9 protein-coding genes and 1 pseudogene are annotated in these 14,441 nt (G+C 67.9%); 7 read left to right on the top strand and 3 right to left on the bottom strand.

What is annotated here, in order from left to right; all coding sequences use genetic code 11:
* Positions 1-327: 327 nt before the first annotated feature.
* Positions 328-3,249, top strand: a pseudogene (gene uvrA / locus ABLE93_RS07300) (excinuclease ABC subunit UvrA); the annotation flags it as partial.
* Between the two features lie 329 nt (positions 3,250-3,578).
* Here the strand turns inward: uvrA and ABLE93_RS07295 are convergent.
* The gene (locus ABLE93_RS07295) at positions 3,579-4,316 is read right to left on the bottom strand and encodes an FkbM family methyltransferase (protein ID WP_348838990.1); all 738 of its coding nucleotides are present in this window, start codon (positions 4,314-4,316) and stop codon (positions 3,579-3,581) included.
* Between the two features lie 244 nt (positions 4,317-4,560).
* Here ABLE93_RS07295 and ABLE93_RS07290 point away from each other — a divergent pair, with 244 nt between their 5' ends.
* The 5 genes from ABLE93_RS07290 to ABLE93_RS07270 all read left to right on the top strand — a co-directional run bounded on the left by ABLE93_RS07290 (position 4,561) and on the right by ABLE93_RS07270 (position 9,383).
* Positions 4,561-4,722: a DUF1127 domain-containing protein gene (locus tag ABLE93_RS07290; RefSeq protein WP_348838989.1), complete on the top strand. Its 162-nt coding sequence runs from the start codon at positions 4,561-4,563 to the stop codon at positions 4,720-4,722.
* Between the two features lie 212 nt (positions 4,723-4,934).
* A complete protein-coding gene (gene trmFO / locus ABLE93_RS07285; RefSeq protein WP_348838988.1) occupies positions 4,935-6,365 on the top strand; it encodes a methylenetetrahydrofolate--tRNA-(uracil(54)-C(5))-methyltransferase (FADH(2)-oxidizing) TrmFO in 1,431 nt (476 codons plus the stop codon).
* A gap of 9 nt (positions 6,366-6,374) precedes the next feature.
* Positions 6,375-7,478: a serine/threonine protein kinase gene (locus ABLE93_RS07280; protein ID WP_348838987.1), complete on the top strand. Its 1,104-nt coding sequence runs from the start codon at positions 6,375-6,377 to the stop codon at positions 7,476-7,478.
* A 130-nt stretch (positions 7,479-7,608) separates the two neighbouring features.
* On the top strand, positions 7,609-8,781 hold the full coding sequence (locus ABLE93_RS07275; protein WP_348838986.1) for an isovaleryl-CoA dehydrogenase: 1,173 nt from the start codon (positions 7,609-7,611) through the stop codon (positions 8,779-8,781).
* 263 nt (positions 8,782-9,044) lie between these two features.
* Entirely contained in the window at positions 9,045-9,383 is a 339-nt protein-coding gene (locus ABLE93_RS07270) for a hypothetical protein (RefSeq protein WP_348838985.1), read from the top strand.
* A gap of 131 nt (positions 9,384-9,514) precedes the next feature.
* Here the strand turns inward: ABLE93_RS07270 and mfd are convergent, their stop codons facing one another.
* Positions 9,515-13,033: a transcription-repair coupling factor gene (gene mfd / locus ABLE93_RS07265; RefSeq protein ID WP_348838983.1), complete on the bottom strand. Its 3,519-nt coding sequence runs from the start codon at positions 13,031-13,033 to the stop codon at positions 9,515-9,517.
* 46 nt (positions 13,034-13,079) lie between these two features.
* Entirely contained in the window at positions 13,080-13,376 is a 297-nt protein-coding gene (locus ABLE93_RS07260; protein WP_348838982.1) for an FAD assembly factor SdhE, read from the bottom strand.
* Positions 13,377-13,595: 219 nt separating this feature from the next.
* Here ABLE93_RS07260 and cobS point away from each other — a divergent pair, with 219 nt between their 5' ends.
* Entirely contained in the window at positions 13,596-14,384 is a 789-nt protein-coding gene (gene cobS, locus ABLE93_RS07255) for an adenosylcobinamide-GDP ribazoletransferase (RefSeq protein ID WP_348838981.1), read from the top strand.
* Positions 14,385-14,441 lie beyond the last annotated feature (57 nt).

Raw genomic sequence — 14,441 nt, 5'->3', positions numbered from 1 at the left:
CCGCAATCGGTGTTGTCCACACCAAAGCCAGCCCTGAAGGCCACCCCGCCGCCATTTGTTCCGCAAATGTTCTACACACGGTGGGACAGCCTCGCAAGATGGGACCGGCGGATTTTTGACTCGTCTGCGCCGCGAGTTCTTGTTACGTTCTCTACCGCATTGCACGCGGCGGACTACATTTGGGCGATGACCATGAGCGAGTTTGCTGCGCGACGTTCCGTTTCGCCGCCATGCCGGTCCCCGTGATCGGCGTGCTCGCTCTGCCGGATGTGCTTCGCTCGCCCGACCGGTCGTGCGGCCTCATCTCGTGTGCTTCCCGGGATATTCATGTCAGATCGTGCCCCCTCGCGGCGTGCCGCGCCCGACGCCGCCAATGCTTCCCGCCGCGACGCCCGCACCCTCTCGGTGCGCGGCGCGCGCGAGCACAATCTGAAGAATGTCGACCTTGAGATCCCGCGCGACAGCCTGGTGGTGTTCACGGGCCTGTCAGGCTCAGGCAAGAGCTCGCTGGCGTTCGATACCATCTATGCAGAAGGCCAGCGGCGCTATGTGGAAAGCCTCTCGGCCTATGCGCGCCAGTTCCTGGAGATGATGCAGAAGCCGGACGTGGACCAGATCGACGGCCTCTCCCCCGCCATCTCCATCGAGCAGAAGACCACCTCGAAGAATCCCCGCTCCACGGTCGGTACCGTCACCGAGATCTACGACTACATGCGCCTTCTGTGGGCGCGCACAGGCGTGCCCTATTCACCGGCCACGGGCCTGCCCATCGAGAGCCAGACGGTGTCGCAGATGGTGGACCGCACGCTGGCCCTGCCCGAGGGCACGCGGCTCTACCTGCTGGCGCCGGTCGTCCGCGGCCGCAAGGGCGAGTACCGCAAGGAACTCGCCGAGTGGATGAAGAAGGGCTACCAGCGGGTGAAGATCGACGGCGCCTTCCACGAGATCGCCGAGGCGCCGGCGCTGGACAAGAAATACAAGCACGACCTCGACGTGGTGGTGGATCGCATCGTGGTGCGGGCCGACCTCGCCCAACGCCTTGCCGACAGCTTCGAGACGGCTCTGGCGCTCGCCGATGGCATTGCGGTGGCGGAATTTGCCGACGAGAAGGATGCCGACGGCGCGCCGCGGCGGATCATGTTCTCGGAGAAGTTCGCCTGCCCGGTTTCCGGCTTCACCATTCCCGAGATCGAGCCGCGGCTCTTCTCGTTCAACAATCCGTTCGGCGCCTGCCCGGAATGCGACGGGCTGGGGGTGGAGCAGACCATCGACCCCGACCTCGTGGTGCCCGATCGCATGCGTTCGCTGAAGCAGGGCGCCATTGCGCCCTGGGCGAAATCCACCTCGCCTTATTACGGCCAGACGCTGGATGCGCTGGCGAAGCATTATCATTTCAAGCTCAACGTGCCCTTCGCCGATCTGCCGGAGAAGGCGCGGGACGTTCTGCTGTTCGGCTCCGGCGACGAGAAGATCACCTTCCAGTACGACGACGGCATGCGTGCCTACGAGACCTCGAAGACCTTTGAGGGCGTGGTCCGCAATCTGGACCGACGCTGGAAGGAAACGGACAGCGACTGGGCGCGCGAGGAGATCTCGAAATATTTCTCCACCGTGCCCTGCAAGGCCTGCGGTGGCTACCGTCTGAAGCCCGAAGCTCTGGCGGTGAAGATCGCCGGCCGGCACATCGGCGAGGTCGGCGAGCTTTCGGTGAAGGCGGCCTTCGGCTGGTTCGAGGACCTGCCCGGCCTGCTCACGGACAAGCAGAACGAGATCGCCGGGCGTATCCTGAAGGAGATCCGCGAGCGGCTCTCCTTCCTGCTCGACGTCGGCCTCGAATACCTCACCCTGGCCCGCTCCTCCGGCACCCTTTCCGGCGGCGAGAGCCAGCGGATCCGGCTCGCCTCGCAGATCGGTTCGGGACTCACCGGCGTGCTCTATGTGCTGGACGAACCCTCCATCGGCCTTCACCAGCGCGACAATGCCCGGCTGCTGGAGACGCTGAAGCATCTGCGTGACCTCGGCAACACCGTGATTGTCGTGGAGCATGACGAGGACGCGATCCTCGCCGCCGACTATGTGGTGGACGTGGGACCCGGTGCGGGCATCCATGGCGGGAAGATCGTGGCGCAGGGCACGCCGCAGCAGATCCTCGCCGATCCCGCCTCGCTCACCGGACGCTATCTCACGGGCGAGCTTTCGGTGGGCGTGCCGGCGCGGCGCAAGCCGAACCCCAAGCGCATGCTGAAGCTCACCGGCGCGCGCGGCAACAATCTGAAGAACGTGTCAGCCGAGGTGCCGCTGGGCCTGTTCACCTGCGTCACCGGCGTTTCCGGCGGCGGCAAGTCGACCCTGCTGATCGACACGCTCTACAAGGCCGTGGCGCGGCGCCTCAACAACGCCAGCGAGGCCCCTGCCCCGTTCGACCGCATCGAGGGGCTGGAGCATCTCGACAAGGTCATCGACATCGACCAGTCGCCCATCGGCCGCACGCCGCGTTCCAATCCCGCCACCTATACCGGCGCCTTCACGCCCATCCGCGAATGGTTCTCCGGCCTGCCCGAGGCGAAGGCGCGGGGCTACGGCGCCGGTCGCTTCTCGTTCAATGTGAAGGGCGGGCGCTGCGAGGCCTGCCAGGGCGACGGCGTCATCAAGATCGAGATGCACTTCCTGCCGGACGTGTATGTCACCTGCGATGTGTGCAAGGGCCGGCGCTACAATCGCGAGACGCTGGAAGTGACCTTCAAGAACAAGTCCATTGCCGACGTGCTGGACATGACGGTCGAGGAAGGCGCGCAATTCTTCAAGGCGGTGCCCTCCGTGCGCGAGAAGCTGGAGACGCTGCACCGTGTCGGCCTCGATTACGTCAAGGTGGGCCAGCAGGCCACCACGCTTTCCGGCGGCGAGGCGCAGCGCGTGAAGCTGTCCAAGGAGCTGTCCAAGCGCGCCACGGGGCGCACCCTCTACATCCTCGACGAGCCCACCACCGGATTGCACTTCCATGACGTGAAGAAGCTGCTGGAGGTGCTGCACGAACTGGTGGACCAGGGCAATACGGTGGTGGTGATCGAGCATAATCTCGAGGTCATCAAGACCGCCGACTGGGTGCTCGACCTCGGCCCAGAGGGGGGCGACGGCGGCGGCGAGATCGTCGTGGCGGGCACGCCCGAGGTGGTGGCGCAGCATCCGCGGTCGCATACCGGACGTTTCCTCGCCGAAGTGCTCGCCCGCCGCCCCATGGCGAAGGCCCACCAGCCCGCCCCACGGCGGGGCAAGGCGATTGATGGGGCACCAGACACCGCGGCGCCGGCAGGGTCGGGCGCGCATTCTGGGGGCGAGAATGGCGCGCCTGCTGCCGCGGGGCGCAAGAAAGGCGCCCGCGCCAGCGTCCCGCAGGACGAAAAGTCGACCGCGAGTGAGGCTTCGGACTCCCTGCCGCTTGGTGATGCGCAGGTGGGCGAGGCGACGGCCGATCTTCCTGCGCGAACGGTGCGCGGGCGGCGCCGGCGGCAGGCTGCGGAATAATCCAGCGACGCACCCGGCAGCGAGCGTCGCCGCCGGGCTCAACACAAGCGGGCGCGTCAATCGGGGCGGGAGCTCAGGCGGTGTGCGCCACTGCGGGGACGCGTGCGGCGGCGGAGGAAACGGCCGATTCCGTAGGTCCAGGCCAGTTGGGCCCGGCCGCGGGTGCTCGGGGCAAAACCGCTTTCCGCCGGCACGAACCACGCATTGTGGCCGGTGCGGCGCATCAGCCGGAAATTGCTTCCCCGCAGGACCCGGCAGGTTTCGCCGAAGCGCTCCCGGTCGTCGACCAGTACCAGCCGGGGTCGGAACCGCATCAGGTCGAAGCCCTTCAGGACCTCGGGCTCCGCGCCCTCCACGTCGACCGACAGGAAGTCGACATGGCTGATGCCGGCATCTTCAAGAATGCTGTCCAGCGTCGCCGCAGGCACCTCGATGACATTTTCGTCGGGCCTGACCTTGCGCGGATCGAAGCGGGTGGTGCTGTTTCCGCGCCGCTCCAGCATCGCAACCCGTTCCGCCACGGCCATTTCGGGCGAGACGCAGGCGCACTGTCGGACGGCAGCCCTGCGACTGCGCCTCAGATTGTCGGCAAACTCCGGTACCGGCTCGACCAGCAGCCCGTTCCAGCCGATAAGCTCGAGATGGTGGGTCTGGCTTTGGAAAACCGCGTCATAGGCCCCCACTTCGACGAACGTACCGCCGGCGCGGCCCAGGTGCTGGGAAATCAATCCCCTCTCCTCCTGAGCTGCGTAAACGGCTGGATCAACAAACTTTCCAAGAATAGTTTGGTCCATGGCTGCCCCCTATCCCCCAACAGGAAACATCCCGACTGACGCGGCTCGGGTCCCCGACGCGCGGTGATCCGGCAGGCCTTATCAATCTATGAAGAAGCGGCGGAACCCCACCGGCTGAGGCAAATCCATGCACTCACTGCAATGCTGCATTGCGATATAGCCTCTTTGGCATTGCAGCACACAGCGGTATTTAAAGCAAGACAGCAGCGTGGCGCTAGACGGCACCTGCAAGAGGAGAATTACAATGTTGCTTTGGGGTTTACTGGCCCGCCAGTTCCGCAGGTGGCAGATTTACAACCGTACGGTTGCAGAACTGTCTCAGCTCGATGACCGTAGTTTGGCGGATATCAATGTCGCGCGCAGCGAGATCCGCTCCGTGGCCCGGCACGCGGCCGGCGTCGCCTGAGCTGCAAGCCGAGCAGCCCGCTGGGGCATGCATCGGAGAGTGGCCCCTGCGGGGGCCATTTTCGTTTTTCGCCGCGCCTTTGGCCCAGATCACGCTCAGGCGATGACAAAACGACGAGGGGTTGAAAAGGTCGGGTCCGGCGTGGCACATCGCTCCTCCCGCCCGCCGCGACGCCAGGTCGCGGCCTGAGGGCGGACAGCCGAGGAGGCCCGATGCCCCAGATTCCCACGTCTGACCGTCCCGCGCCCGTCCACGTGGTGGGCGGTGGCCTCGCCGGATCGGAAGCGGCGTGGCAGCTGGCGATCCGGGGCGTACCCGTTGTGCTGCACGAGATGCGGCCCGTGCGCCCCACCGACGCTCACCTCACCGACAGCCTCGCCGAGCTGGTGTGCTCCAATTCCTTCCGCTCGGATGATCCGCAGGGCAATGCGGTGGGCGTGCTCCACGCCGAAATGCGCCGGGCCGGTTCGCTGATCCTGAAAGCGGCCGACGCCAACCAGGTCCCGGCCGGCGGCGCCCTCGCAGTGGACCGGGACGGCTTCTCCCACGCCGTCACCGCCTCTCTGGAAGACCACCCTCTTATCGAGATCCGGCGCGAGGAGCTCACCGGCCTGCCACCGGCGGACTGGGACAAGGTGATCCTCGCCACCGGCCCCCTCACCTCGCCGGCGCTGGCGGAAGCCATCCTCGGCCTCACCGGCGAAAGCGCCCTCGCCTTCTTCGACGCCATCGCGCCCATCGTGCATTTCGACAGCATCGACATGGGCAAGGCGTGGTTTCAGTCGCGCTACGATAAGCCAGGTCCGGGCGGCACCGGGGCGGACTATATCAACTGCCCGCTGGACGAGGCCCAATACAACGCCTTCGTCGATGCGCTGCTGGCCGGCGAGAAGGCGCCCATGCGCGACTTCGAGGCCAAGACGCCCTATTTCGACGGCTGCCTGCCCATCGAAGTGATGGCCGAGCGCGGTCGCGAGACGTTGCGCTTCGGCCCCATGAAGCCGGTGGGCCTCACCAATCCCCACGCGCCAGGGATCAAGGCTTATGCCGTGGTCCAGCTCCGCCAGGACAACAAGCTGGGCACGCTTTACAACATGGTGGGCTTTCAGACGAAGCTTCGCCATGGCGAGCAGGCCCGCGTGTTCCGCACCATTCCGGGGCTGGAGAATGCCGAGTTCGCCCGGCTCGGTGGCCTCCACCGCAACACCTACCTCAACTCGCCGCGCCTCTTGGACGGCACGCTGCGGCTGAAGGCCGATCCGCGCCTGAGGTTCGCCGGGCAGATCACCGGCTGCGAGGGCTATGTGGAGAGCGCTGCCGTCGGGCTGATGGCGGGCCGCTTCGCGGCGGCCGAGCGCCTCGATCTCGATGTCGTCCTGCCACCGCTGACCACTGCGCACGGTGCGCTGCTCGCCCACATCACCGGCGGTCATATCGAGGCGCAGGACGAGGGGGCGCCGCGCTCCTTCCAGCCCATGAACGTCAATTTCGGCCTGTTTCCGCCCTTGGCCGAGGCGCCAAAGGGTGAGGCGGGCAAGCGCCTGCGCGGGGCGGAGAAGACGCTCGCCAAGAAGAAGGCGCTCGCCGCACGCGCCCTCGCCGACATCCTCCCCTGGCTCGACATGCCGGCTGAGGCGGCTTAAGAGGCGCTGATGCCGCGCCAGTCCGTTTTGCCGCCGCCCGTGGAGTACCGCGCCGATCCGGCGCGCTTCGTCGTGGACACGGTGCTGAAACGGGACGTTTTCTCCACCGTCGAGCGCGGCACCTGGACCGATGCGCAGGGGCAGGCCTGGCCGGCGGTTCGCCGGCGCTGGAACGACGTGAAGCTGTGGTTTGCCCCCATCGCCTTCCGCCTCGCGGCGCACGAGATCAAGGCACTGGAGAAGGTGACGGCCACCGGCGTCACCACACCCCTCCTCGCCGTCGGCAACCGCTTCCTGGTGCGCGGCTGGGTGGAAGGGGCGCCCCTGCAGATCGCCCGCCCCAAGGGCGACCTTAACTTCTTCCATTCCGCCAAGGCGGCGCTGCTGACGCTGCATCGCGCGGGCTATGTCCACAACGACCTCGCCAAACAGCAGAACTGGCTGCGCGGGGCTGATGGCGAGGCCTGGCTGATGGATTTCCAGCTCGCCCTGCCGTTCAGCCGGCGCTCCAAGCTCGGACGGGTGCTGGCCTATGAGGACCTGCGCCATCTCCTGAAGCACAAGCGCACCTATTGCCCCGAGGCGCTCACCCCCCGGGAAAAGAAGGTGCTGGCCACCAAGAGCCTGCCAACTCGCGTCTGGATGGCGAGCGGCAAGAAGGTCTACCGCTTCGTCACGCGCAACCTCATGTCGTATTCGGACACGGAGGGGCGTGGCCCACGGGTGACGCAAGTGGCCCCGCGCATCGCTGCGGCGTTAGCCGCGCACCCCGCGGTGGAGGCGGTGCACCTTTCCGATTTTCAGACTTTGGGGGGCAAGGTCGGCCTCTACGCCTTCGTCGCGCCGCGGACGCCGGTAAGCGAGGAGGCGCTACGCACCCATCTCGCCGCGTCTCTTCCCGATCGGCCCCACCTCGACCACCTCCAGATCGTGGATGCGCTGCCGGTGGATAAGGAGGGCACGGTGCGCGATGACTTGCTGCTGCTCATCGCCCGCAACCAGATCGAGATGCTGGACCAGCTCGCCGGGTCCGACGCCGTGCGTGCGCAGGTGGCGCAGATCGCCCGGGGCCGGCTCAACCTCACCGATCGCATCACCCGGCCGGCTGCGTGAGAGGCGGCCTTGTCCCGCGCGGACGCGCCATGCGACCCCATTGAATAAACGGACAACCGTTTTATTCTAGCGCGGCTTCCCGGCGGCGACCATGACCGCACATAATCCGGGCAGCGAGGGAGGATGCAAGATGCTGCCGAACGCCCCCGGGGGATTTGATTTCGACCTCGGCGAGACCGCCGACATGCTGCGCGACACCGTGCGCGACTTCTCCCAGGCGGAGATCGCCCCGCGCGCCGCCGAGATCGACAAGACCAACCAGTTCCCCCGCGACCTGTGGCCCAAGCTCGGCGCGCTGGGGCTGCTCGGCGTCACAGCCGAGGAAGAATATGGCGGCTCCGGCCTCGGCTATCTGGAGCATGTCATCGCCATGGAGGAGATTTCCCGCGCCTCGGCGTCGGTCGGTCTCTCCTACGGCGCGCACTCCAATCTCTGCGTCAACCAGATCAGCCGCAACGGCACGCCAGATCAGAAGGCGAAATACCTGCCGAAGCTCATTTCCGGCGAGCATGTGGGCGCGCTCGCCATGTCCGAGCCGGGCGCAGGCTCCGACGTGGTCTCCATGCGCACCCGCGCGGAGAAGAAGGGCGACCGCTACGTCCTCAACGGCACCAAGTTCTGGATCACCAACGGCCCCATCGCCGAGACGCTGGTGGTCTACGCCAAGACCGACCCCGCCGCCGGCCCCAAGGGCATGACCGCCTTCCTTGTCGAGAAGGGCTTCAAGGGATTCTCCACCGCCCAGAAGCTGGACAAGCTGGGCATGCGCGGCTCCGACACCGGCGAACTGGTGTTCGAGGATTGCGAGGTGCCGGAGGAGAACGTGCTCGGCGCCGTGGGCAAGGGCGTCAACGTGCTCATGAGCGGGCTCGACTATGAGCGCGCGGTGCTGGCAGGCGGCCCCACCGGCATCATGCAGGCCTGCATGGACGTGGTGATGCCCTATGTCCATGAGCGCAAGCAGTTCGGCCAGCCCATCGGCACCTTCCAGTTGATGCAGGGCAAGATCGCCGACATGTATGTGACCATGAACGCGACCAAGGCCTATGTGTATGCCGTGGCCAAGGCCTGCGACCGCGGCGCCACCACCCGCGAGGACGCCGCGGGCGCCATCCTCTATGCGGCGGAGAAGGCCACCTGGATGGCGCTGGAGGCGATCCAGACCCTGGGCGGCAACGGCTACATCAACGACTATCCCACCGGCCGGCTGCTGCGCGACGCCAAGCTCTACGAGATCGGCGCCGGCACCAGCGAGATCCGCCGCATGCTCATCGGCCGCCAGCTGTTCGACAAGACCGCCTGAGTCCTCTGCCGCCGGCGCCCTCACCTGAGGGAGGGGACATCCGGCGGATTCCTCCGAAGCCATGGAGTTGGTACCGCGCACCCTCCCCCTGGCTGGCCCAGCCCGGCACGGCCATGCTCGCGCTTGCGTGTGTGGAGGGTGGCGGTGGGGAACGATATGTTACCGTCGGTCATTCTCCTGACAGGCCCCGTCTGGTCGAGCCCATCGTGGCGCCCCGGGGCGAGAGGCGATTGCCCCAACGTATCGAACCGGAGGACCCAGCCATGAAGTCCGTCATCCTCGCAGCCGCGCTTGCGCTGGCCATTGCGCCCACCGCCGTTTCCGCGCAGGGCGTTGTCAAGGGCGCCGAACAGGGAGCCGCCACCGGCGCTGCCGTCGGCAACAAGGCCGCCGGACCGGTGGGCACCGCCGTCGGCGGCACCGTGGGTGGCGTGGGCGGCGGTGTCGCCGGCGGTGTCGCGGGCGGCGTGAAGGGCACGGGCAAGGGCGCCAAGGAAGGCGCGCGCGCCGGCGAGAAGGCGGCCGGCCCCGTGGGCGCCGTGGTCGGCGGCACCGTCGGAGCGGTCGGTGGTGCCGTGGGTGGTGTGGTGGGCGTCAAGTAGAGCGGCGCACACTACCAGCTCTTCCAGCCCTTTGCTAAAGCCGACGGGCCGTTCTCGCGGCCCGTCCGTTGTCTGTCCGGCAAGCCCATCCGTTCGGGATGAGCATCGACGCCGCCCGTCGGCGCGTTGCGCTAGAGCGCCTTCTTTTGCGCCAGGGCAGCGAGCTTCTTGAGAACCACGAGGGTTCCCTTCAACCGCTCTTCGGCGGTGGGCCAGTCGCGCAGGAAGACCACCTTGAAGTCCGGCCGGACCTTGGCCAGTGACCCCTCTTGCCCGATCAGCTTCACGAGCCCGGTGGGATCGGCAAACTCGTTGCCGCGGAAAGAGAAGACCACGCCCTTCGGGCCGGCATCCACCTTCTCCACATTGGCCTTTCGCGCCAGCGCCTTGATCTGGGTGAGCTTGAGCAACTGGCCCACCTCCTGCGGCGTCGGCCCGAAGCGGTCCACCAGTTCCGCGCCGAATGCGTCGATCTCGCCGTCGTCCTGGATATCGGCGAGGCGGCGGTAGAGGGCGAGGCGGACATGCAGGTCCGCGACATAATCCTCGGGGATCAGCACCGGCATGCCGATGGTGATGTTGGGCGACCACTTGTCGTCCACATAGTCGGTGATGCCAGCCTTGATGTGGGCGATCGCCTCCTGGAGCATCTCCTGGTAGAGCTCGTAACCCACTTCCTTGATGTGGCCGGACTGTTCGTCGCCCAGGAGGTTGCCGGCGCCGCGGATGTCGAGGTCGTGGCTCGCCAGCTGGAAGCCGGCGCCCAAAGTCTCCAGTGATTGCAGCACCTTGAGCCGGCGCTCCGCCTGCGCGGTGATGGATTTGGCAGCCGGAACGGTGAAGATGGCATAGGCCCGCGCCTTCGCCCGGCCCACACGCCCGCGCAGCTGGTAGAGCTGGGCGAGCCCGAACATGTCGGCGCGGTGCACGATCAGCGTGTTGGCATTGGGCACGTCGAGCCCGCTCTCGACGATGGTGGTGGACAGCAGGACGTCGTACTGGCCATCGTAGAAGGCGGTCATAATGTCTTCGAGGGCCCCGGCAGCGAGCTGGCCGTGGGCCACGGCGACCTTCACCTCCGGCACCGAGGCATCGAGGAAGGTCCGCACCTCGGCGAGATCCTCGATGCGCGGGACCACATAGAAGCTCTGGCCGCCGCGATAGCGCTCGCGCAGCAGCGCCTCGCGCACGACCAAAGGATCGAACGGCGTCACGAAGGAGCGCACCGCCAGGCGATCCACCGGCGGCGTCGCGATGATGGAGAGTTCGCGCACGCCGGTCATGGCCAACTGGAGGGTGCGCGGGATGGGGGTGGCCGTCAGGGTCAGCACGTGCACCTCGGCCCGCAGCTGCTTCAGCCGCTCCTTGTGGGCGACGCCGAAATGCTGCTCCTCGTCCACGATGACGAGGCCGAGATCCTTGAAATGGATGGCTTTTCCAAGCAGCGCATGGGTGCCGACGACGATGTCGATGGTGCCGTCGGTGATGCCCTTCTTGACCGCCGTCAGCTCCTTGCCCGCGACCATCCGCGAGGCCTGGGCGATGTTCACGGGCAGGCCCTTGAAGCGGTCGCAGAAGGTGCGGAAATGCTGGCGTGCCAACAGGGTGGTGGGCACCACCACGGCCACCTGCTTGCCCGACAGCGCCACGGCGAAGGCGGCGCGCAGGGCCACTTCCGTCTTGCCGAAGCCCACGTCGCCGCAGATCAGCCGGTCCATGGGATGGCCGGAGGCGAGATCGTCCAGAACCGCGTCGATGGCGGCTTCCTGGTCGTCGGTTTCCTCATAGGGGAAGCGGGCGCGGAACTCATCGTAGGCGCCCATGGCCGGGACCAGCTTGGGGGCTTCGCCGAGCTGGCGCTGGGCGGCGATCTTTATGAGCTCGGCCGCCATCTCGCGGATGCGCTTCTTCATGCGCGACTTGCGCGCCTGCCAGGCTCCGCCGCCGAGCTTGTCGAGCTGGGCCTCGGTGTCCTCCGAGCCGTAGCGGCTCAAGAGTTCCAGATTCTCCACTGGCAGGAAGAGCTTATCGCCACCGGCATAGTGGATCTCGAGGCAGTCGTGGGGCGCCCCCATGGCCTCGACGGTCTTCAGGCCGACGAACCGGCCGATGCCGTGGTCCACATGGACCACCAGATCGCCGGCGGTCAAAGCGGTCAGTTCGGTGAGGACGTCCTGCGGCCGGCGCGCCTTCCGCTTGGGGCGCACGAGGCGGTCGCCGAGGATGTCCTGCTCGCCGATCACCGCAAAGTCGGGGGTTTCGAACCCGGATTCCACCCCCAGTACGGCGAGTGCAGCCTGGGTTTTCGGTAGCGCCGCCAGGCTGTCGAAGCGCGAGATGGGCGCCGCCCCCTTCAGCCCGTGGTCGGCGAGCACCGTCCCGAGCCGCTCGCGCGATCCCTCGGACCAGCCGGCGAGGATAACTTTCTTCGCCTTCTGCAGCTCACGCACATGTGCGATGGCCGCGTCGAAGACGTTGGCCTCCTGGTCCGCGCGCTCGGCGGCGAAGGAGCGGCCCTGCACGCCGCCGAGGTCGATCACCTGCCCCTCGCCGCCCTCCGGCGTGGCGAAGGGCGAGAGGCGGGCGAGGCGCATGCGGGCGAGGCGCTTCGACCATTCCGGCCCGGCGAGATACAGCCGGTCGGGCGGGAGCGGATTATAGACCGTGCCGCCCGTCAGCTCCTGCGCCTGCTTGCGGGCGTCGTAATAGTCGGCGATCTGGGCAATGCGCTCGCCTGCCGCCTCTTCCGCCAGAGGGTCTAGAAGGAGCGTGCCGCCCTCCAGATAGTCGAACAGCGTGTCCATCCGCTCGTGGAAGAGCGGCAGCCAATGCTCCATGCCGGCATGGCGGCGGCCTTCGCTCACCGCCTCATAGAGCGTGTCGCCCTTCTGGGCGGCGCCGAACTGGGCAACATAGGCCATGCGGAAGCGGCGCATGGTGTCGGTGGTGAGCTGAAACTCAGCCATGGGCACCAGCTCCAGAGACCGGAGCTGGCCGGTGGTGCGCTGGGTCTCCGGATCGAAGGCGCGGATGCTCTCCAGCGTGTCGCCGAAGAAGTCGAGGCGGATGGGCGCGTCGAGGCCCGGCGGATAGAGGTCGATGAGGCCGCCGCGCACGGCATATTCGCCGGTGTCGCGCACCGTGGGCGTGCGCAGGAAGCCGTTCTGCTCGGCCCACTCGGTCACGCCGTCGAGGGCGATGGCATTGCCCGGCGCGGCCACCAGCGACTGCGCTGCCACCAGCCCCTTCGCGGGCACGCGCTGCACCGTGGCGTTCACCGTGGTCAGGAGGACGCTCGCCGCGCCGCCCTTGATGCGGGCGAGCTTGGCCAGCGCTGCCATGCGGCGGGCCACGATGGCGGCGTTGGGCGAGGCGCGGTCGTAGGGCAGGCAATCCCAGGAGGGAAAGGAGATCACCTCCAGCTCGGGGGCGAAGAAGGCGAGGCCGCGCTCCACCGCCGCCATGCGCTGGCCGTCGCGGCAGACCATGGTGAGGCTCGGCCAGGGCGGGTTCTTCTGCGCCGCGATGGAGCGGGCGAGATCCGCCACCACCATCCCCTCCATGCCGTCGGCGACGCGGGAGAGGATGAGCGGACGGCCTTCGGCGAGCGCGGCGGCAAGGGGCGGATGCCCGGACTGGGGACGCTTCAAAGGGGAACTCCGGCAGGCGGCGGGGCGCAGTTGCGGCGCGAGAAGCTCAGCGCGGCAGGCCCCGGCCCGAGAAATGGAAATCGCAGATCCGGCGGAACAGCGTGGTGTCGAACTCCGCCGGCACCGGCTCGGTGCCGCTGACCCAGGAGAAGACCTTCTGGTCCTCGGGCTCCAGCAGCGCCTCGAAGGCCACAAGCTCGGCGTCGGAGAGGCCGGCGATCTCCGCATCGGCGAAACCGCCCAGGATCAGGTCCATCTCGCGCATGCCGCGATGGCGCGCACGGAACAGGATGCGCCGGCGGCGCTCGTCCAGCCCGTCGCTGGACCTGATGGTGGCGGACATGGGGCCTCCAAAGCAAAGCTGCGGCCGAGCCCGAAGACCCGTCCGTGACCGGCATATAGGGGCATGCACCGGCCTTTGGCCAGTGGGCGGGGTGCGGCGGATGCCACCGGCCGGACCAAAGCGGTCGGGCGCACCCCTTGACCTTGGCGTCGAATAGGGCTCCCAAGGACGGGCGGCGGGCGCGCCCCGGCGCGGCCCAGAAACCCGCCCGGACCGATGATGCAGCCCGAACGGATCGCGAAAGACGTTGCCGCCGCCCTCCGCTTCTATTCCCGGCTGCCGATTCCCGGCGGCGCCGAGGCCCACGCCGCGCCGGAGCTCGACCGCATCGCTTATGCCATTCCCCTCGCCGGGGCGGTGATCGGCCTCATCGGCGGGGCGGTTCTGATGCTCGCCCTGGCGCTGAAGCTGCCGCCCTTCCTGGCCGCCGTGCTGGCGGTGACGGCGCTGGTGCTTGCCACCGGCTGCTTCCACGAGGACGGCCTTGCCGACACTGCCGACGGGCTCGGCGGCGGGCGCGACCGGGCGCAGCGCCTCGCCATAATGCGCGACAGCCGCATCGGCACCTATGGCGCCAGCGCCCTGCTCCTCGCCTTGCTGCTGCGGGTGGGCGCGCTGGAAGCCCTCACCGTTTCCGCCGGTCCCCTGCGGGCGGCGCTGGCGCTGGTGGCGGCGGAGGCGGCATCGCGGGCCGCCGGGGTGCTGCTGCTGCGCGCCCTGCCGCCGGCGCGGGCCGATGGCGCGGCCGCCGCCGTGGGCCGGCCTTCGGCGGATGCGGCGCTCGCCTGCAGTCTCATGGCTGCGCTGGTGGCAGGGGTGATCCTGGTGGCGAGCTTCGGCATTGGCGCCGTCTTCGCCGGCCTCATCGGAGCACTTCTCGCCCTCATCGCCATGGCCCGCCTGTCCGCGCGGCTGATCGGCGGCCAGACCGGTGATGTGGCCGGGGCCACCCAGCAGGTGGCGGTCATTGTCTTCCTCATTGGCGTGATTATCTTCGGCGGACGGTGAGACGCGCCGACGCGCCCTCCCCGGTCCGCCAGAGGAGCCAGAGCGCGCGTTGCCAGC

It is taken from the genome of Xanthobacter pollutisoli, from assembly GCF_040044995.1.
In the GTDB taxonomy this organism is placed as follows: Bacteria; Pseudomonadota; Alphaproteobacteria; order Rhizobiales; family Xanthobacteraceae; genus Xanthobacter.
This window is presented reverse-complemented; position numbering and strand designations above follow the sequence as displayed.